The organism is Halomonas sp. E19, from assembly GCF_052439355.1.
Lineage (GTDB): Bacteria > Pseudomonadota > Gammaproteobacteria > Pseudomonadales > Halomonadaceae > Halomonas.
Genome location: NZ_JBNFWU010000001.1, coordinates 341833 through 359932, shown reverse-complemented (window position 1 = coordinate 359932; position 18100 = coordinate 341833). Strand labels below are relative to the sequence as shown.

Here is an 18100-nt window from a genome sequence, read left to right as displayed (position 1 = left end):
GCCGGCCTGGTCAATCTGAATGCCTCGCTCTACCCCACGCCGAACCTGGCCTGGCTCGCCGTTCCCTGGGCGGGGTGCTGTTCGGCTACGGCATGGCCCTGGCCAACGGCTGCGGCGCCCGCGCCCTGGTCCTGCTCGGCAGCGGCAACCTGCGCAGCTTCGTGGTGCTGGTCTGCCTGGGGCTTGCCGCCTACATGACGCTTTCTGGGGTGCTGGCGTCGCTGCGCCTGTGGCTGGAAGGCTTCACCCTCGCCCTGCCGGCCCGGACCTGCCGCACCTGCTGGGCCTGCCCCCGCTGTTGCCGGCGCTGTTGCTGGGGGCGCGCTGCTGGCCTGGGCCTTTGCCAGCGCGCCCTTGCGCGGCTCACCGCGCGACTGGCTGGGCGGCGTCATCATCGGCAGCCTGATACCGGCGAGCTGGTACGCCACCGGCGTGCTCGGCTTCGACGACTTCGAGCCGGTGCGCCTGGCCAGCCTCACCTTCGTCGCTCCCATCGGCGAGGCGCTGCAGTACCTGATGCTCTCCACCGGCTCGCGCCTCGGCTTCGGGGTCAGCGTGGTGGCCAGCGTGGTGCTCGGCGCGCTGCTGATGGCACTGGCGCGCCGCGACTTCGTGCTGTGCGCCTTCGACGGCCCTACGCACATGCTGCGCGGCATGGCTGGCGGGGCGCTGATGGGCGTCGGCGGTGTCATGTCGCTGGGCTGCTCCATCGGCCAGGGGCTGTCGGGCTTCTCGACGTTGTCGCTGGCCACCTTTGCCGCACTGGCGGGCATTGCCCTGGGTGCCCGCCTGGGAATCACCGGCCCCTTGGCGCTGTCCAAGGGCTGACCGACTTTCTGGAGGAGTCATGCGCCCATCCCGCCCCACCCCCACTTTCGCGGCCCGCCGCCTGCCGCTCAAGCTGGCAATCGCCGCACTCGGCTTCGGTCTGATCGGGCCGGCGCTGGCCGGCCCCTGGCAGCAGCTCGATGCCGCCCAGCAGCTGCTGGCAGGCGAGGAGCCCCACACCAAGGGGCTGGTGCTCGAGCTGCCCCACGTCTCCGAGGATGGCTCCGCGGTGCCACTCACGGTCAGCTTCGACGGCCAGCTGGCCGAAGGCGACCGCATCGAGCGTATCGACCTGTTCGCCACCGCCAACCCCTACCCGGAGATTGCCACCTTCCTGCTGACCCCGCTGAGCGGCAAGCCGGAGGTCTCGACCCGGGTACGCCTCAACGAGACCCAGCAGGTTATTGCGATCGCCACCAGCCAGGCGGGCGAGCGCTTCGCCACGGCCCGCGAGGTGCGCGTCACGGTCAGCGGCTGCCTGCTGCGCAGCGGCGACGATGCCCTCGAGCCACTGGCCAATCCGCGCGTCAGCGTCGGCAGCGGGCAGCCGGCCGAGGTGCGCACCCTGATCAGCCACCCCATGGAAACGGGGTTGCGCGAGGCGGAGAACGGCGAGACGCTGCCGCGGCATATCATCGAACGCTTCACCGTCTCGCTGGATGGCGACATCGCCTTCGAGGCCGAGCTGCACCAGGCCGTTTCGGCCAACCCCTACCTGCGCTTCTACCTGACCCCCGAAAGCGACGCCGAGGCGCTGTTCGAATGGCATGACGACAGCGGCAACAGCGCGCGCCACAGCACCGACCTCGGCGCATCCTGAGACTGCGCCAAGTTCGCAACGCCCCTGAAACGATGTCGCCCCGCCCCGGCAAGCCGGGGCGGGGCGATTGCATGGCTGGGAAGGCTCAGCGCACGATCATCACCGACACCTTGGCATGGTGCACCACGTGCTCGGCGTTGGGGCCGAGCACGTAGTCGGCGAACTTGCGCTTGTTGTGCGAGGCCATCACGATCAGGTCAACCTCGAGCTTCTTGGCTACCTTGATGATCGCCTCCCAGGGCGAGCCATCGGCGATCACCGACTGCACCTTGATGTCTTCCGGTACGTGCTCCTCGATGAAGCGGTGCTGCGCCTGCGACACCGCCTCGTGCGCCTTCTTCGAGAAATCCCGCGGAAAGTAGGAGCCGACCAGCGGCATGTGGTAGTCCGGCAGCACCGTCACTAGGTGCAGCGACGCCCCGAAGGTGCGACACAGGGTGACGGCCGTGGGCAGTGCCTTGGACCAGGAGCTCTGCTCGTTGAGATCTACCGATAGCAGTATCTTGTGGTACATGCCTCATCCTCCTCAGGTGGCACCTGCCGCGGCAGGCTCGCGCCCGCGGCGGCGTTGCTGCAGCAGCAGCACCAGGCCAAACAACAGGAAGCCAGGAATCCACATCCACTCCTTGGCCCAGCGATCCACCGGCGCTAGCACCTCGATGATCTCCTGGTCGAAGTCGAAGCCGAGGTCCGCCGCCAGGCTGCCGAACTGGACGAAGTCGACCGTGGCCTGGTCGCCGTCGATCCACAGCTCCATACCCAGCCGCTCCATGCGCTCCTCGGCGCTGTCGCCACGCGGCACCGGCACCAGCACATAGGTGGTCATGGGGTCGCCGAAGGCATCTTCGCCGGCAATCTGGACACGCAGCTGGCTACCGTCGTCCACCTCGCCGAGCGCTTCGGCGAACTGGGCCGGCGGAATCGACTCGTACGGGTCGTGGATGCGATCCATCCAGTAGCCGGGGCGGAACAGGGTGAAGGCCACCAGCAGCAGCAGCAGGGACTCATACCAGCGGCTGCGCACCAGCAGGTAGCCCTGGGTTCCCGCGGCGAAGATCAGCATGGCGATGGTCGCGATGATGAATATCACGATGCCCTGCAGCCAGCCGACGTCGATCAACAGCAGGTCGGTATTGAAGATGAACAGGAACGGCAGCGCCGCGGTGCGCAGGCTGTAGTAGAAGGCCTGGAAGCCGGTGCGCAGCGGGTCGCCGCCGGAGACCGCCGCCGCGGCGAACGAGGCCAGCCCCACCGGCGGCGTCACGTCAGCCATGATGCCGAAATAGAACACGAACAGGTGCACCGCGATCAGCGGCACGATCAGGCCGTTCTGCTGGCCCAGCAGCACGATCACCGGCGCCATCAGCGCCGATACCACGATGTAGTTCGCCGTGGTGGGCAGACCCATGCCGAGGATCAGGCTGAGTACCGCGGTGAGCAGCAGGATCAGCATCAGGTTGCCCATGGCCAGTATCTCGACCACGTCGGCCAGCACCAGGCCGACACCGGTCTGCGAGACGGCACCCACCACCACGCCCGCGGTGGCGGTGGCGATGCCGATGCCGATCATGTTGCGAGCGCCGGCTACCAGGCCGTCCCACAGGTCGAGGAGGCCCTCCTTGATGTCGGCCACAATGCGGCTGCGGCCGCGGAAGAAGGCCATGATCGGACGCTGCGTTACCATGATGAAGATCATGAACATGGTGGCCCAGAACGCCGACAGCCCCGGCGACAGGCGCTCGACCATCAGGCACCACACCAGCACCACGACCGGCAGGATGTAGTGCAGCCCCACCATCACCGTGGGCCGGGTCTGAGGCAGCACCACCACCTTGGAGGTGGGGTCGTCGAGCTCGAGTTCGGGATAGTAGGAACCGAGCTTGAGCAAGCCCACGTAGACCACGGCCAGGCCCACACCGACGACCCAGGGCGTGGCATCGCCCAGTACGGGCTTGAGCCAGCCCAGGCCGTAATAGACGGCAAACGATAGCGCCATCAGCAGGATCAGGCCGGTAAGGAAGCCGATCACCTTGTTGAGCAGGGGCCGCGCCGGATTGCTCGACGGCAGCCCGGTCATGTTGGCCTTCAGCGCCTCGAGGTGGACGATGTAAATCAGCGCGATATAGGAGATCACCGCGGGGAGGAAGGCGTGCTTGATCACCTCCACGTAGGGAATGCCGACATATTCGACCATCAGGAAGGCCGCGGCACCCATCACCGGCGGCATGATCTGCCCGTTCACCGACGACGACACTTCCACCGCCCCCGCCTTCTCGGAGGAGAAGCCGACCCGCTTCATCATCGGGATGGTAAAGGTACCGGTGGTCACGGTATTGGCGATGGAGGAGCCGGAGATCAGCCCGGTCATGCCGGAAGCCACCACGGCCGCCTTGGCCGGCCCGCCCTTGTAGTGGCCGAGCAGCGAGAAGGCGACCTTGATGAAATAGTTGCCGGCGCCGGCCTTGTCGAGCAGCGCGCCGAACAGCACGAAGAGGAACACGAAGCTGGTGGACACGCCCAGCGCGATGCCGAACACGCCCTGGGTGGTCAGCCACTGGTGGTTGACCAGCCCGTTCAGGCTCACCCCGCGGTGTGCCAGGATGCCCGGCATGTAAGGGCCAAACAGCGAGTAGGCGATGAAGACGGCGGCAACGATCATCAGCGGCGGGCCGAGCGCACGGCGCGTCGCTTCCAGCAGCACCAGTATGCCCACGATGCCCACGATCACGTCCTGCAGGATCGGCGACCCCGGGCGATTCGAGAGCTCGGCGTAGAAAAGGAAGATGTAGGCGGCACAGAAGGCCCCGACCAGCGCCAGCACCCAGTCCTGGATGGGGATGCGATCGCGCGGCGAGCGCTTGAGCGCGGGATAGGCCATAAAGGCCAGGAACATCGCGAAGGCCAGGTGGATGGAGCGCGCCTCGGTGGCATTGAACACCCCGACGCGGAAGATGAAGGGCAGCGGCGACGCAATCCAGAGCTGGAACAGCGACCAGACGGCAGCCACGCCGACCAGCAGCTTGCCCGGTGCGCCAAGCGGCTTGCGTGCCCCGGTATCGCTCGAGGCGACCATATCCTCCAGGTCGACATCACTCGAACGAGGCGTCGTCTTGTTATCCGTCATGAGAGACCTGCCCAAGGTTGGTTGACATGAAGCACCCTGTTTGCAGCGGTTGATGAACCGTAAACAGATGCGCGGACCCCTTGTGGGCGTCCGCGCATCATCAGTGGAGGGGAAGCCCCTCGCGTTAACCGACCTTACTCGAGCCAGCCGCGCTCGCGGTAGTAGCGAGCGGCGCCATCATGCAGCGGAGCGGTCAGGCCGTCGGAGATCATGTCCTCTTCGTTGAGGTTCTCGAAGGCCGGATGCAGGCGCTTGAAGCGGTCGAAGTTCTCGAACACCGCCTTGACGGTCTCGTAGACGACTTCTTCGTCGACTGCGGTGGAGGTCACGAAGGTGGCCGCCACGCCGAAGGTCTCGACGTCCTCATCGTTGCCGCGGTAGAGGCCGCCGGGGATCACCGAACGGGTGTAATAGGGATACTCCTCGACCAGGGCGTCGATTTCGTCGCCGGTCACCGGAATGATGCGGGCGTCGATGGTGGTGGTGGCTTCCTGAATGGAGCCGTTGGGATGCCCGACCACATAGACCATGGCGTCGATATTGTTATCGGACAGCGCCGCGGCCTGCTCGGCGGCGTCCAGCTGCGAGGCCAGCGAGAAGGTGCTGGTATCCCAGCCCATGGCGTCCATCACCACGTTCATGGTATTGCGCTGGCCGGAGCCCGGGTTGCCGATGTTGACCCGCTTGCCGGGGAAGTCGGTGAAGTGCTGGATGCCGGAGTCGGCGCGGGCGACCACGGTCAGCGGCTCGCCGTGCATGGTGAACACCGCACGCATGTCTTCCCAGGCGCCGTCGGATTCGAAGTTGGCTTCGCCGTTGTAGGCACGGTACTGGACGTCGGACTGCACCACGCCCATGTCCAGCTCGCCGCTGCGCATGCCGTTGACGTTAGCCACGGAGCCCCCGGTGGACGGCGCGTTGCAGCGAATGTTGTGCTCGTCACTGCCGCGATTCACCATGCGACAGACGGACTGGCCTACCACGTAGTAGACGCCGGTCTGGCCGCCGGTACCGATGGTGATGAAGCGATCCTGGGCCACGGCAGGCGCAGAGAACATCGCAGCACCCAGAAGAGCCCCGGAAAAAGCGGCTGCGGAGAATGCATGGCGTTTCATGAACACACCTCTTGACGTTATTGGCAAGCTGATGTTGCAAAAGCAGAATACCGGACGACTCACGGCCGGCCGCCGGCGGTTTAACCGCCTCTCTCTACTTTAGCGAAAAAACGTCACCTTGAAGGTGACTTTCTCAACATCGTGAATTCTAGCCGTTTTGTAACGTTAAGGGGGCGTTAATTTTTCTTTGTAGCGCCGAAAAAAGTGGTTTACGCCAGTCTTCCCGCCCACAAATACCGCGTTGCACAAAAAACCTCGGCCTGCAGGCCACTCCACAGGTTTTTGGGCAAGGCGCCATCAGGGCTTTGCCGGCGCACTGCGCTGAGTCTTTCCGGCTTTTCCAGGCAGCTCGCCCCGCTACCCCTTCTTCACTAGACGACCGACCAGGCGCTGCAGGCGCGGGGCGCCCGCCAGGATCAGCACAAAGGCAATCGGCCAGGCAATGTAGAAGGCCCTCCACCAGCGTGCCATGAAGCCTTCGTCGAGGCCGGTATTGACCCAGGTGATCACGAAGGTCATCAGCGTGACCATATAAATCGACATCAGCAGGGAAAAGGCCAGCGGGGCATAGCGGGGGACAGCATGGGTCATCTCCAGCAAACAGAAACGAATAAATTTATAACCTATAGCGCATGGAGGCGATGGGAGCGGGTGCGACCCTTGCGCGCAGCGCTCCTTGTCACCCGCCGCGATGGACGACCAGAATGAAGGGAATCAACGCCAGCGCGGCGCGAATTCAGCCTGGCGCCGCAGTTCCCACGACCGCCAATAGCCGCGCGAGCGCCAACAGCGACCGTGACCGCCAATAGCCAGGAGCCTTGCCATGCCTGCCCAGAGCACGCCCGCCCAGATCGAGTGCCGCCAGGGGATATTGCCCGACAGCCGGATATCGACGCCGTGGTCAATGCCGCCAATGCCCAGCTGCGCCCCGGTGGCGGCGTGGCCGGCGCCCTGCACCGCGCCGCCGGGCCGGAGCTCGACCGTGCCTGCCGCCCGCTGGCGCCGATCGCGCCCGGCCAGGCCGTCATCACCGAAGCCTTCGGCCTGCCCAACCGCCATGTCATTCACTGCCTGGGGCCGGTCTACGGCCGCGACACGCCGGAAGAGATACTGCTGGCCGACTGCTATCGCCACGCGCTGGAGCTGGCCGAGCGGCACGGGCTTACCAGCATTGCCTTTCCCGCCCTGTCGGCGGGCGCCTTCGGCTATCCACTGGAGGCGGCCGCCCGGGTCGCACTCAGCACGGTGAAGGCCACCCTGCCCCGCTGCCCCGGCATCGAACGGGTGCGCTTCGTGCTGTTCGATGCCGACAGCGCCGCCTGCTTCGAGCGCACCCTGGCCGACCTGGACTAGACGTTGTAACCGAGAGTGCGCGGCAGCCACAGCGCGATCCCGGGAAGATCGCCACCAGCGCCAGGGCGCTGGCCATGGCCAGCACGAACAGCAGCGCCCAGCCCACGGTCTGTTCCAGGCGAATCCTGGCGATGTTGGTGGTCACCATCAGGTTGACCGCCACCGGCGGGGTGAACTGGCCGATGGCGATGTTCATTGCCAGCAGGATGCCGAACCACACCGGGTTCCAGCCGAAGTGCTGCATCACCGGAATCAGGATCGGCATCATGATCAGGTAGATCGAGATGGCGTCGAGCAGCATGCCGGCCAGCAGCACCGCCAGCATGATCAGGATCAGCAGCATCACGCCGTTGTCGGAGAGCCCGATGATCCACTCCGCCAGGTGGCGGAAGGTGCCGAGCATGGTGCCGGCCCAGGCGAAGATGCCGGCCAGGGCGATGATCAGCATCACCACGCCGGAGATCACCGCCGCCTCGCCGAGCAGGCTCCACAGGTCGCGCAGGCTCAGCTCACGGGTCAGGAACAGCCCCACCAGGGCGCCGTAGGCCACCGCTACCACCGCCGCCTCGGTGGGGGTGAACAGCCCCGAGCGCAGCCCGCCGAGGATCAGCACCGGGGCGAACAGCGCCGGCAGCGCCTGCTTGAAGGTTTCGCCCACCTTGAGCCGCTCAGCGCCCTCCACCGGCGTGCCGCCCTCCCAACCATAGCGCTTCGACACCAGCAGCGCCGGCACCAGCAGCGCCAGACCGGCGAGGATGCCGGGAAACAGCCCGGCCGCGAACAGCGCGCGCAGGTCGACCCCGGGCACCACGATGGAGTAGAGAATCAGCGCCACCGAGGGCGGAATCAGGATCGCCGTCGAGGCCGACGCGGCGATCAGCGTGGCCGAGAAGGGTTTGGGATAGCCGGCCTTGGTCATGCTCGGCAGCATCACCATGGCCACTGCCGCAGCGTCTGCCGGCCCGGAGCCGCTCATACCGCCCATGATCATGCACACCAGCACCGCCACCAGCGCCAGGCCGCCATGACGCGGGCCGATCAGCGCCTGGGCGAAGCGCACCAGACGCAGCGCCACCCCGGCACGCTCGAAGATCAGCCCGGTCATGATGAACAGCGGGATAGCGATCAGCGGGTACTTGGCGATGCTGTTGTAGGTATTGGTGCCAAGCGTGGCCAGCATGTCCGGCGAGAGCCCCGCCACGATGCCCACCGCCCCGGCCAGCGCCAGCGAGAACGCCACCGGCACCCCGGCGATCAGCAGGCCGGCGAAGGCCAGGATCATCCACAGGTCAGGGCTCATCGTCGAGCCTCCCGCGCAGGCGGTCGAGGGTCTGCTGCGCCAGCCGCACCAGCATGGCGGCGGACAGCAGCGGCAGCCACAGCAGGTACCACCACTGCGGCAGCCCCAGCCCCGGTGACAGCGACTCCCACTGATACTCCTCCCAGGTCAGCTTGGCGCCGTACCAGGCGATCAGCCCCAGCACGATGGCGCCGCACAGGCTCTGGAAGAGAATCAGCAGCGGCGCGGCCCGGGCGGAAGGGCGCGCTCGAGCAGGCCGACGCGAATATGGCCGTTGCGCCGCAGCGCCACCGCGGCGCCAGCAAAGGTGAGCACCACCAGCAGGAATACCGAGAACTCCTCGGTGAAGGCCAGCGAACCGCCGGTCACGTAGCGGGTGATGACGTTGCCCAGGCTGATCAGTGAAATGATCGCCAGCGCCAGCGAACCCAGCCAGCGCTCCAGCCTGGCATCGGGAGAGAACTTCATGGACGCCTCGCAGGGAAAGACCCGGCGCCGCGCAGGACGCCGGGGTTAGGCGGGAAGAGGCTCAGCGCGCGTCGATGGCCTGGCGTGCCGTGCTCACCAGCTCCTGGCCGATGCGCGGGATCCACTTGTCGTGCACGCTGCGGGTAGCGGCGACGAAGGCCTCATGCTGCGCCTCGCTCAGTTCGGTCACCTGTACGCCGCGCGACTGGATATCGGCCAGCCGCTCGCTCTCCTGCTCGCGGGTCATGGCGATCTCCCACTGGCCGGCCTCGATGGCGGTGTCGCGCAGGATCTCGCGCTCCTCTGCAGAGAGCGAATCCCACACGCGCTGGTTGACGGCAAAGATCAGCGGGTCGTTCATGTAGTTCCACAGGGTCAGATGCGCTTGACCCACCTGGTCGATGCGCGCCACGTCGAACACCGAGAGCGGGTTTTCCTGGCCATCCACAGCGCCGGTGGTCAGCGCCGGCTGGGCGTCGGTCCAGCTCATCTGGGTGGGGTCGGCGCCCAGTGCGGTAAAGGTGTCTTGGAACAGCGGCGAGCCCACCACGCGAATCTTCAGCCCTCGCAGGTCGCCCGGCTCGCTGATCGGCCCACGCGAGTTGGAGAGCTGGCGAAAGCCGTTCTCGCCCCAGGCCAGCGGCACCACGCCGCGGGCCTGGATGGCCTCGAAGATCATCTCGCCGGCCTCGCCGCCGGTCACCGCATCCACGGCCGCCTCGTCGGGCATGAAGAACGGCAGCGAGAAGAGGTTAAGCTCGGGCACCTGGGGCGACCAGTTGATGGTCGAGCCCACCGCCATGTCGATCAGGCCGGAGCGCATGGCGGAGAATTCGCGGGTCTGGTCGCCAGACACCAGCTGCGAGTTGGGATAGACGCGCAGGGTCAGCTCTCCTCCGGTGCGCTCCTCCACCAGCTCGGCCCATTTCTCGGCCGCCTGGCCCCAGGGGAAGGCGTTGGACAGTACCGTGGAGACGGAGAGTTCGCGGGCTTGCACGGTAGAAGAGAGCGAGGCGGTGAGCACGGCGGCACCGGCCAGCGCCGCGGCAAAACGTGTGAGGCGACGTGCGGAAGTCATGAGGTGTCCTTGCAGCTGAGGCCGGCGCGGGCAGCGCGGCCATGATTATCGTTTTGAAGTGGCGAGATAATTAACGCGCTACGATATTCTACGACCTTGTGCGTTGAATGGTAGCCCGGCCGAGCGCCATTTCGACGACGCCCGCACCACCTGCCGCCGTCTTCCCACAAGGAACTCCCGTGCCACCTCGTGACTTGCTGCTGGGCCTAGTGATCGTGGCCATCTGGGCCCTGAACATCATCGTCATCAAGCTCGGCGTCGAGGAGCTGCCGCCGCTGCTGCTGACCACCCTGCGCTTCCTGCTGGTCGCGGCTCTGCTGGTGCCCTTTCATCCCGTCGCCCGGCAGCATTTCGCCTTCCTGCTGCTGCTTTCCGTCACCTTCGGCAGCCTGCACTTCGCCCTGCTGTTTATCGGCCTGGGCCAGGCGGAAGCCGGCACCGGGGCACTGCTGGTACAGATGGGCACCCCGTTCGCCACCCTGCTGGCGATGGTGTTTCTCGGCGAGCGCCTGAGCGCCAAGCGCCTGGCGGGGCTCTTGCTCTCCTTCGCTGGCGTCATCATCCTCGCCGGCGGCCCCAGCCTGCCCTCGCCGCTGCCCATGGCCCTGCTGTTGCTTAGCGCCTTCGGCTGGGCGGTTTCGCAGCTGCTAATCAAGCGGGGGCCGAACCTGGCGCCCATGGCCCTGGCCGGCTGGACGGCGCTGTTCGCCGTGCCGCAGGTGGCCCTCGGCTCCTGGTGGTTCGAGCGCGACCAGCTCGGCGCCATGGCGACGGCCGGCGTGTTCGGCTGGGGAGCGGTGTTCTATACCGCGGTGATGTCGTCGATCGTCGCCTACGGCCTGTGGTACGGCCTGCTGCGACGCCATCCGGTCAGCCGGCTGGCGCCGTTGAGCCTGCTGGTGCCGGTGGGGGCGGTGGTGCTGGGCATCGTGCTGCTGGGCGAGTCGCTCAACGCCCACGTGCTGGGCGGCGGGGCCATGGTCATCGCCGGGGTGGCGCTGATCGTGATTCGCTTTCGCAGCTTAATCGACAGCCGCTGAGTCGGTCTGGCAAGCGACCTCCCGGCCCGGCCAGCTCACGCAGGCCCCTACCTCGATGCCGTGCGCCTCGAAGTAGCCGGCGTTCACTTCCAGCGCGGCATGATAGGTTACCCCGGCCAGGGTGGTCGGGCAGTCGCGGGGGTTGGCGAAGGGCAAGGCTGCATGGTGGCCTTGGCCGCGATGCGCCCCTCGGCGTCGAGGAAGGCGATATCGAGCGGGATGCGGGTGCGGTACATCCAGAAGCCCCTTCGGGCGGCTGGGCCTCGTCGTAGAGAAACAGCATGCCGGCATCGGGGGCGAGATGATCGCGATCCATCAGCCCCTTCTGACGCTCGGCCGAGGTACGCGCCAGCTCCACCTCGAGCCAATGGCGCTCGCCGTCGGCGTCGATCTCGAGGGGCACCGACGCCAGCGCGGCAGGCTCCGCGGCACCGGCGGACCACTGCCAGGCCAACAGCAGCAAGGACAAGGCAGCCAGCACGACACCCTGGCGCCAGCGTGATGGATGATAGGCCATGCTCATGTCGTCATCTCCTTGGGAGCTTCCGGCAGCAGATGAATGCCCTCCGCCAGCAGGGCCAGCCTCACCTGCACACCACGTGCCAGGGCGCCGCGCCTGGCGGCATGGGTAGAGACATCGAAACGCAGCGTCTCGCCGACCTGATCGACGCTCACCGCCAGCGAGGTGGTGCCGCCCATCACGATGACCTCACTCACCCGCCCCGCCACCACGTTGCCTCGCGAGTGGCTGTCGCAACGCAGCAGCACCACATCGGAATCGGGCAGGTACCAGGTTACCGCCTGGCCCAGCGACAGGCGCTCGAGCCCCCGGCCACTTCCAGCATCAGCGAGCCCCACTGCAGCCGTCGCCCACGGGGAGTGTCCACCACCTGCCCGCGGAACAGGTTGTGCCGGTCGAGCAGCCGGGCCACCTCGGCGCTGGCGGGGCGCCGGAACAGCGTCTCGGCGTCGCCTATCTGCAGGCTCTTGCCACCATGCAGCACGCACAGCCGGTCAGCAAGAGCCATCGCCTCGTCCAGGTCGTGGGTAACCAGCACGATGGGAATGCGGATCTGCTCGCGCAGGCGCGTCAGCTCGCGCTGCAACCGCCTACGAGTGACCTGATCCACCGCCGAGAAGGGTTCGTCGAGCAGCAGCACACGGGGCTCGCGTGCCAGCGCTCGGGCCAGCGCCACCCGCTGGCGCTGGCCGCCGGAGAGCTGGGCCGGATAGCGCTCGCCCAGCCCGTCCAGGTGCACTCGGGCAAGCCAGCGCGCCGCCTGTTCGCTACGCTGCGCCGGCTCGAGGTGGCGCAGGGCGATGCGGATGTTGTCGCGAGCGGTGAGGTGCGGGAACAGCGCGTAGTCCTGGAAGACGAGGCCGATGCGGCGGCGCTGCGGCTCGAGGTCGACCCCGGTCGCGGTGTCGAGCCAGGCGTTCTCGCCGCAGGCGATGCGCCCCGAGCGCGGCGTCATCAGCCCGGCGATGGCGCGCAGCAGCGAGGTCTTGCCGCTGCCGGAAGGCCCTACCAGTGCCAGCAGCTCGCCGGCCTCGCAGTGGAAGCGTGCATCGAGAGGTATGGGGCCGGCCTGTTGCACGGCCACCTCCAGCCGGCCGGACGCGGGCAGCAGCGGGCCACCCTCTTGCACGGTGCGGTGAAGGTCAGACACGGCGCCACCGCCTGCGGCCCGCCAGGCCGTAGACCACTCCGATGGTGACGAAGGAGACCAGCAGCAGCATGGCCGACATGATGCCGGCGCCGCGCTCATCGAAGGCTTGCACCCGGTCGTAGATGGCAATGGCGAGGGTGCGGGTCTCACCGTCGATGGCCCCCCACCATCAGGATCACCCCGAACTCTCCCAAGGTATGGGCAAAGGTCAGCGCCAGCGCCGAGATCACGCCGGGCCACACCAGCGGCAGCTCGATGCGCAGGAAGGTCTGCCAGGGGAGAGGCCGCTGCACCAGGCCGCTTCGCGCAGGTTGGCGGGCATCGCCTCGAAGGCACGCTGAATCGGCTGCACGGCGAACGGCAGGTTGGCCACCAGCGAGGCCAGCAGAATGCCGGTGAAGGTAAAGTTGAGCCCCTCGCCGGTGAGACGATGCCACAACGCACCGAACGGCGCGTCGCGGCCGAAGCTCATCATCAGGTAGAAGCCCAGCACCGTGGGTGGCATCACCAGCGGCAAGGCAACCAGCGCCTCGCACAGCGGCTTGCCGCGAAAGTGCGTCTGCGCCAGGGCGCGGCCCAGCCACAGCCCGACGGGCAGCAGGAACAGGCAGGTCAGCGCCGCCAGCTGCAGCGAGACTGACAGCGCCGTCCAATCCATCAATGCGTCTCGCTTACTGCACCAGGCGCCCCGGCATCCTCTTCGCCGCCCAGGGGCGCGTGCGCCTCGCCGGGCAGGCGGAACCCGTAGCGGGACAGGATCTCGCGCGCTTCCTCCTGCTGCAGCCAAGCATAGAAGGCCCGGGCGGTTTCCCCGGCCCCCTTGACCAGCACCATTCGCTGCACCAGCGGCGCATGCCAGGCTTCGGGAACCAGCACGTAGTCGCTGCGTTCGGCCAGCTGCGGGGCCAGCGCCAGGGACCAGGCGACGAACCCGCCACGGGCATCATCGGAGAGCGCAAACTGGGCCGCCTGGGACACGTTCTCGCCAAGGACACGCAGCGCGGCCGACGCCTCCCACAGCCCAGCCCGCTCGAGCGCCTGCTGCGCCGCCACGCCGTAAGGGGCATGCTCAGGATTGGCCAGGGCGATGCGCGGCCGACCCTCGCCCTGGGCGTGCGCCGCCAGCGCTGCGCGCACCCCGGCCAGCGGGTCGTCCTCTGCGGGCAGGTCGTCACGTCCGGCCCGCTGCAGCCAGGCCAGCCGGCCGATGGCATAGACCACCCCTTCATCCTCGGTCAGCCCCTCTGCATGCAGCGCCAGCACGTAGGCTTCGTCGGCCGACAGGTAGAGCTCGAAGGGGGCGCCCTGGGCAATCTGGCGGCGGAAGTTGCCCGACGAGCCGAAGTTGAGTCGCAGCGCCTGGCCGCTCTCGGCCTCGAAGCGCTTCGCGGCCTCGGCCAGGGCGAACTGAAGATCGGAGGCTGCCGCCACGGTGGGCGTGGCGGCAAAGGACGCCGGCGCCACGGCCAGCAGCCATGCCGCTAGCGTCCAGCGAAGGGAAGATGTCAGTGCCATGCGTGCTCTCGACCCGAGTGAGATGACGGCATTGTCATGCAGCAGGCAGGGCCGGTAAAGCCGCCAGGGGAGGTACCCCTTCGCTGGCCGCCCAGGCCGCTCAGGGGAGGCGGTCTCGCGCTGGCCGAGAATCGCCATCAGGTCGATGCGGGTTTCGCGGGTGCTGAGGTCGAGCAGCCCTTCCAGCGCCTGGAGATGATCGTGGATGCACGTGCGTGCCGCCTCGCCGTCGCCGCTACGCAGGTGGGCGAGCAAAGCGGGATGATCCTCAGCCAGGTAGCAGCTGGGCAGGCCCGCACGCTTGTAGAGGGCGATGACGATGGAGGTGCGCAGGATCAGGTCGGTGAGCATCGCCCCAAGCACCCGGTTGGGCGAATGCTCGGCCAGCAGATGGTGAATGGCCAGCGAGTTTTCGATGCGCGCCGCCTCGTCGCCGCGGGCATGGGCCGCAGCCTCCTGCTCGACCCGCAAAGCGATGGTGGCAAGCCTGGCCTCATCGAGCCGGCCGGCCAGCAACGCCGCGACTTCGCCCTCAACCAGGCGCCGGGCCGAGAAGGTCTCGCGGGTCTCTTCGATGCTCGGCGCGCGTACCCGGGCGACCTGGTTGGGCTGCTGGCTGACCACGTGGTCGGCGGCCAGCCGGGTCAGCGCCTTGCGCACCACCGAACGGCTGACCCCGAAGATGTCGCCGAGCGCCACCTCGGGCAGGCGCGTGCCGGGCGGCAGGCGCTGGGTCAGCACCGCCTCGCGCACCTTGTCGACGATGAAGCGATCGCTGATCCGCCCTCCCCCGCGGGTCTCGGCGGCAATTTCGTCCTGCCAGGTCGTGCTCATGGGTCGCCCTCACTCCCGTTGTTGGGCTTACCTTCGCATGTTTCGCGCAACCTGGCCACACGAACCCCGGCCTTCTGTATACAAAACCTCGTGAAAACCGACGCTAGCCGCCAGGTTTCGGTCAGGCGCTGCGGTGAGACTCGGACACGTCGAGGATCTTCAGGGTATTGGTGCCGCCGTGGGCGTTCATGTGATCGCCCCGGGTCAGGATGACATGATCCCCCGGTTCGGCAATCCCCTTCTCCACCAGCAGCGCCAGCGCCCGGTCGTTGAGCTCCGTGGCCGCCATGTCGCTGGTGTCGAACGGCAGCGAGACCACCCCGCGATACAGCGCCATGCGCCGCTGGGCCACCGGGCTGTGGGCCAGCCCGACGATGGGCAGCCCCGAGCGGATGCGCGAGGCGATCAGCGGCGTGTAGCCGGTCGAGGTCATGCAGGCGATGGCGGCCACCCCGCTGAGATGGTTGGCGGCGTACATGGCGGAGAGCGCGATGGTCTCGTCGATGCGTGAGAAGCCTTCGTGGATGCGGTGCCCCGACGCCTGAGCCACACGCTCGCGCTCGGCGCCCAGGCACACCCGGCGGATCGCCTCCAGGGTCTCCACCGGGTAGTCGCCGGCGGCGGTCTCGGCCGAGAGCATCACCGCGTCGGTGCCGTCGAGCACCGCATTGGCGACGTCGAACACCTCGGCCCGGGTGGGCAGCGGCGAGGTGATCATCGACTCCATCATCTGGGTGGCGGTGATCACCGCGCGGTTGAGCGTGCGGGCGCGCTTGATGATGCGCTTCTGCATGCCGATCAGCTTCTCGTCGCCGATCTCCACGCCGAGATCGCCGCGGGCCACCATCACCGCCTCGCTGGCCTCGATGATGCCGTCGAGGGTGGCCTCGTCGGCCACCGCCTCGGCGCGCTCGAGCTTGGCGACCAGACCGATCTCCTGGCCCGCTTCGCCAAGCAGGCGGCGTGCTTCGCGCATGTCCTCGGCCGAGCGTGGGAAGGAGACGGCGAGGTAGTCGACGCCGATCTCGATGGCGGTCTTGAGGTCGGCCTTGTCCTTGTCGGTCAGCGCCGGGGCCGAGAGCCCGCCGCCCTGCTTGTTGATGCCCTTGTTGTTGGAGAGCTTGCCGCCGGTGACCACCACGGTGTGCACCTGCTGCTCCTCGATGCGCTCGACGTCGAGCACCAGGCGGCCGTCGTCGAGCAGCAGGCGGTCGCCGGGGGCGACGTCGTCGATCAGCTGCTTGTAGTCGCAGCCGACGCGGCTGGCGTCGCCGGCGTTGCCGTCGAGCGCCATGTCGAGCACGAAGGGCTGGCCCGGGGCGAGCACCACAGGGCCGTCCTTGAAGCGGGCGATGCGGATCTTGGGCCCCTGCAAGTCGCCGAGGGCGGCCACGCTCTTGCCCAGGCGCTCGGCGATCTCGCGCACGGCGCTCAGGCGGCGGCGGTGGTCGTCGGCCGAGCCGTGGGAGAAGTTGAGGCGCACCACGTCGACGCCGGTGCGAAGCATCGCCTCCAGCACGCCCTCGCGGTCGCTGGCCGGACCCAGGGTGGCGACGATCTTGGTGCGGCGGATGGGGTCGTGGATGGGGGCATGGGGCGGAAGCGTCATGGTGTCCTCGGCAAGACCAGGATGGCACGGAAGTCGTTGACATTGGTGCGGGTCGGCCCGGTGACGATGAGCCGGTCCAATGCCTGGAAGAAAGTATACGCATCGTTGCGTGACAGGTAATCGGCAGGCGTCAGGCCCTGCTCGCGGGCTCGCTGCCAGTCGTCGGGCGAGAAGTGTGCACCGGCGTTGTCCTCGGAGCCGTCGATGCCGTCGGTGTCGATGGCCAGGGCATGAATCCCTTCGGCACCGGCCAGCGCCTCGAACAGCCCCAGCAAGTACTCCACATTGCGCCCGCCGCGCCCGTCACCGCGCACGGTGACGCTGGTCTCACCGCCGGAAAGAATCAGCAGCGGTGCGTCTATCTCGTCGCGCGCCTCCAGTGCCAGGCGCGCCTGGGCCCGCCCCAGCTCGCGGGCCTCGCCCTCCAGGTCATCGCCCAGCACCCGTACGTTCACGCCGGCCGCCTCTGCCGCTGCCCGGGCGGCCTGCAGCGCATCGCAGGCCCGCGCCAGGGTCACGCTGTCATCGCGGGCGAAGGCCGCGTCGTCGGGGGATGGCGCCCTTGGCTCTGCTCCAGGTGGCGACGCACGTGGTCGGGCACGTCGATGGCGTAGCGCTCCAGCACCGCCAGCGCATCGGCCGGGGTCGAGCGATCCGGCAGGGTCGGCCCCGAGGCGATCTGGGTGGCCACGTCGCCGGGGATGTCGGAGATCAGCCAGGTCACCACCTGGGCGGGATGCGCGGCAGCGGCCAGGCGCCCGCCCTTGATCGCGGAAAGGTGGCGGCGCACGGTGTTCATCTGGCCGATCGGTGCGCCGCAGCGCAACAGCTCGCGATTGATCGCCTGCTTGTCGGCAAGCGAGATGCCATCGGCGGGCAGCGTCATCAGCGCCGAGCCGCCGCCGGAGATCAAGGCGATCACGCGGTCGTCCTGGCCCAGTTCCGCGACGGCCTCGAGCATGCGGCGGGCGGCCTTCTCGCCCAGGTCGTCGGGCATCGGATGGGAGGCTTCGAGCACCTCGATCACCTGGCACGCTTCAGCGTGGCCATAGCGGGTGACCACCAGGCCGCTGAGCGGCGCGTCGGGGCAGCGCGCCTGCCAGGCACGCTCCAGCGCGGCGGCCATGGAGGCCGCCGCCTTGCCGGCACCGACCACCACGGTGCACCCGGGCGGTGGATCGGGCAGCAGATCGGCCACCAGCGTCTGGGGATGCACGGCCGTCACGGCGACATCGGCAAGCCGGCACAGCCAGCCCGCCACGTCCCCCGCAGGCTCGAAGGAAGGAAGGTCGGGAATCATGAGCACACCTCGCAGCGGAAGACAGCTTCGACGGTAACAGCCGGGT

At 67.9% G+C, this 18100-nt stretch carries 17 protein-coding genes and 3 pseudogenes; 5 read left to right on the top strand and 15 right to left on the bottom strand.

The genetic code is table 11. From position 1 onward, the window contains the following. Window positions 1-92: 92 nt before the first annotated feature. The 3 genes and pseudogenes from ACUDAL_RS01965 to soxZ form a co-directional block, all read left to right on the top strand. A pseudogene (locus tag ACUDAL_RS01965) lies at window positions 93-185 on the top strand (hypothetical protein); the annotation flags it as partial. A gap of 169 nt (window positions 186-354) precedes the next feature. Continuing rightward, window positions 355-828, top strand: a complete 474-nt coding sequence (locus ACUDAL_RS01960; RefSeq protein ID WP_444676947.1) for a YeeE/YedE thiosulfate transporter family protein — start codon at window positions 355-357, stop codon at window positions 826-828. Window positions 829-847: 19 nt separating this feature from the next. Further along, window positions 848-1648 carry a thiosulfate oxidation carrier complex protein SoxZ gene (gene soxZ, locus ACUDAL_RS01955; RefSeq protein WP_444676946.1) on the top strand — a complete coding sequence of 267 codons (801 nt, stop codon included), beginning with the start codon at window positions 848-850 and terminating at the stop codon, window positions 1646-1648. Between the two features lie 85 nt (window positions 1649-1733). Here soxZ and ACUDAL_RS01950 read toward each other — a convergent pair whose 3' ends face one another. From ACUDAL_RS01950 to ACUDAL_RS01935, 4 genes are all read right to left on the bottom strand, one after another. Further along, a complete protein-coding gene (locus ACUDAL_RS01950) occupies window positions 1734-2162 on the bottom strand; it encodes a universal stress protein (RefSeq protein ID WP_444676945.1) in 429 nt (142 codons plus the stop codon). Between the two features lie 12 nt (window positions 2163-2174). Next, a complete protein-coding gene (locus tag ACUDAL_RS01945) occupies window positions 2175-4772 on the bottom strand; it encodes a TRAP transporter permease (protein ID WP_444676944.1) in 2598 nt (865 codons plus the stop codon). Window positions 4773-4906: 134 nt separating this feature from the next. Continuing rightward, window positions 4907-5887 carry a TAXI family TRAP transporter solute-binding subunit gene (locus tag ACUDAL_RS01940; RefSeq protein ID WP_444676943.1) on the bottom strand — a complete coding sequence of 327 codons (981 nt, stop codon included), beginning with the start codon at window positions 5885-5887 and terminating at the stop codon, window positions 4907-4909. A gap of 357 nt (window positions 5888-6244) precedes the next feature. Further along, window positions 6245-6478: a DUF2798 domain-containing protein gene (locus ACUDAL_RS01935; RefSeq protein ID WP_444676942.1), complete on the bottom strand. Its 234-nt coding sequence runs from the start codon at window positions 6476-6478 to the stop codon at window positions 6245-6247. A gap of 204 nt (window positions 6479-6682) precedes the next feature. Between ACUDAL_RS01935 and ACUDAL_RS01930 the strand changes: the two genes are divergently transcribed. Further along, window positions 6683-7240, top strand: coding sequence for a macro domain-containing protein (locus ACUDAL_RS01930; RefSeq protein WP_444676941.1), 558 nt, complete (start codon window positions 6683-6685; stop codon window positions 7238-7240). Here ACUDAL_RS01930 and ACUDAL_RS01925 read toward each other — a convergent pair. From ACUDAL_RS01925 to ACUDAL_RS01915, 3 genes and pseudogenes are all read right to left on the bottom strand, one after another. After that, a pseudogene (locus ACUDAL_RS01925) lies at window positions 7237-8540 on the bottom strand (TRAP transporter large permease). The gene ACUDAL_RS01930 and the pseudogene ACUDAL_RS01925 sit on opposite strands and share 4 nt — an antisense overlap. Then, window positions 8530-9008: pseudogene (locus ACUDAL_RS01920) on the bottom strand (TRAP transporter small permease). Before ACUDAL_RS01920 ends, ACUDAL_RS01925 begins: the two co-directional pseudogenes overlap by 11 nt. 61 nt (window positions 9009-9069) lie before the next feature. Continuing rightward, on the bottom strand, window positions 9070-10086 hold the full coding sequence (locus ACUDAL_RS01915) for a DctP family TRAP transporter solute-binding subunit (protein WP_444676940.1): 1017 nt from the start codon (window positions 10084-10086) through the stop codon (window positions 9070-9072). Between the two features lie 179 nt (window positions 10087-10265). On the opposite strand from ACUDAL_RS01915, the gene ACUDAL_RS01910 reads away from it, so the two are divergent. Next, window positions 10266-11126: a DMT family transporter gene (locus ACUDAL_RS01910; RefSeq protein WP_444676939.1), complete on the top strand. Its 861-nt coding sequence runs from the start codon at window positions 10266-10268 to the stop codon at window positions 11124-11126. Between the two features lie 107 nt (window positions 11127-11233). Here ACUDAL_RS01910 and ACUDAL_RS01905 read toward each other — a convergent pair whose 3' ends face one another. From ACUDAL_RS01905 to ACUDAL_RS01870, 8 genes are all read right to left on the bottom strand, one after another. After that, window positions 11234-11362: a hypothetical protein gene (locus tag ACUDAL_RS01905; RefSeq protein WP_444676938.1), complete on the bottom strand. Its 129-nt coding sequence runs from the start codon at window positions 11360-11362 to the stop codon at window positions 11234-11236. A 283-nt stretch (window positions 11363-11645) separates the two neighbouring features. Then, window positions 11646-11897 carry a TOBE domain-containing protein gene (locus ACUDAL_RS01900; protein ID WP_444676937.1) on the bottom strand — a complete coding sequence of 84 codons (252 nt, stop codon included), beginning with the start codon at window positions 11895-11897 and terminating at the stop codon, window positions 11646-11648. 23 nt (window positions 11898-11920) lie between these two features. Beyond that, window positions 11921-12796 (bottom strand): ABC transporter ATP-binding protein, encoded by an 876-nt coding sequence (locus ACUDAL_RS01895; RefSeq protein WP_444676936.1) that lies wholly within the window; start codon window positions 12794-12796, stop codon window positions 11921-11923. A 226-nt stretch (window positions 12797-13022) separates the two neighbouring features. Further along, a complete protein-coding gene (locus ACUDAL_RS01890; RefSeq protein WP_444676935.1) occupies window positions 13023-13454 on the bottom strand; it encodes a molybdate ABC transporter permease subunit in 432 nt (143 codons plus the stop codon). Then, complete coding sequence (gene modA / locus ACUDAL_RS01885) at window positions 13454-15145, bottom strand: molybdate ABC transporter substrate-binding protein (protein WP_444676934.1); 1692 nt, start codon at window positions 15143-15145, stop codon at window positions 13454-13456. Before modA ends, ACUDAL_RS01890 begins: the two co-directional genes overlap by 1 nt. Before the next feature lie 121 nt (window positions 15146-15266). After that, window positions 15267-16754 (bottom strand): pyruvate kinase, encoded by a 1488-nt coding sequence (gene pyk, locus ACUDAL_RS01880; protein WP_444676933.1) that lies wholly within the window; start codon window positions 16752-16754, stop codon window positions 15267-15269. After that, window positions 16751-17272 carry an MOFRL family protein gene (locus ACUDAL_RS01875; protein WP_444676932.1) on the bottom strand — a complete coding sequence of 174 codons (522 nt, stop codon included), beginning with the start codon at window positions 17270-17272 and terminating at the stop codon, window positions 16751-16753. Before ACUDAL_RS01875 ends, pyk begins: the two co-directional genes overlap by 4 nt. Further along, a complete protein-coding gene (locus ACUDAL_RS01870; RefSeq protein WP_444676931.1) occupies window positions 17269-18054 on the bottom strand; it encodes a glycerate kinase type-2 family protein in 786 nt (261 codons plus the stop codon). Before ACUDAL_RS01870 ends, ACUDAL_RS01875 begins: the two co-directional genes overlap by 4 nt. Window positions 18055-18100: the final 46 nt, after the last annotated feature.

Bases quoted from the DNA above. Each gene is read 5' to 3' on its own strand.
- soxZ (WP_444676946.1), top strand. From the start codon at position 848: ATGCGCCCATCCCGCCCCACCCCCACTTTCGCGGCCCGCCGCCTGCCG.
- ACUDAL_RS01890 (WP_444676935.1), bottom strand. From the start codon at position 13,454: ATGGATTGGACGGCGCTGTCAGTCTCGCTGCAGCTGGCGGCGCTGACC.
- modA (WP_444676934.1), bottom strand. From the start codon at position 15,145: ATGAGCACGACCTGGCAGGACGAAATTGCCGCCGAGACCCGCGGGGGA.
- ACUDAL_RS01915 (WP_444676940.1), bottom strand. From the start codon at position 10,086: ATGACTTCCGCACGTCGCCTCACACGTTTTGCCGCGGCGCTGGCCGGT.
- pyk (WP_444676933.1), bottom strand. From the start codon at position 16,754: ATGACGCTTCCGCCCCATGCCCCCATCCACGACCCCATCCGCCGCACC.
- ACUDAL_RS01935 (WP_444676942.1), bottom strand. From the start codon at position 6,478: ATGACCCATGCTGTCCCCCGCTATGCCCCGCTGGCCTTTTCCCTGCTG.
- ACUDAL_RS01905 (WP_444676938.1), bottom strand. From the start codon at position 11,362: ATGTACCGCACCCGCATCCCGCTCGATATCGCCTTCCTCGACGCCGAG.
- ACUDAL_RS01950 (WP_444676945.1), bottom strand. From the start codon at position 2,162: ATGTACCACAAGATACTGCTATCGGTAGATCTCAACGAGCAGAGCTCC.
- ACUDAL_RS01870 (WP_444676931.1), bottom strand. From the start codon at position 18,054: ATGATTCCCGACCTTCCTTCCTTCGAGCCTGCGGGGGACGTGGCGGGC.
- ACUDAL_RS01940 (WP_444676943.1), bottom strand. From the start codon at position 5,887: ATGAAACGCCATGCATTCTCCGCAGCCGCTTTTTCCGGGGCTCTTCTG.
- ACUDAL_RS01945 (WP_444676944.1), bottom strand. From the start codon at position 4,772: ATGACGGATAACAAGACGACGCCTCGTTCGAGTGATGTCGACCTGGAG.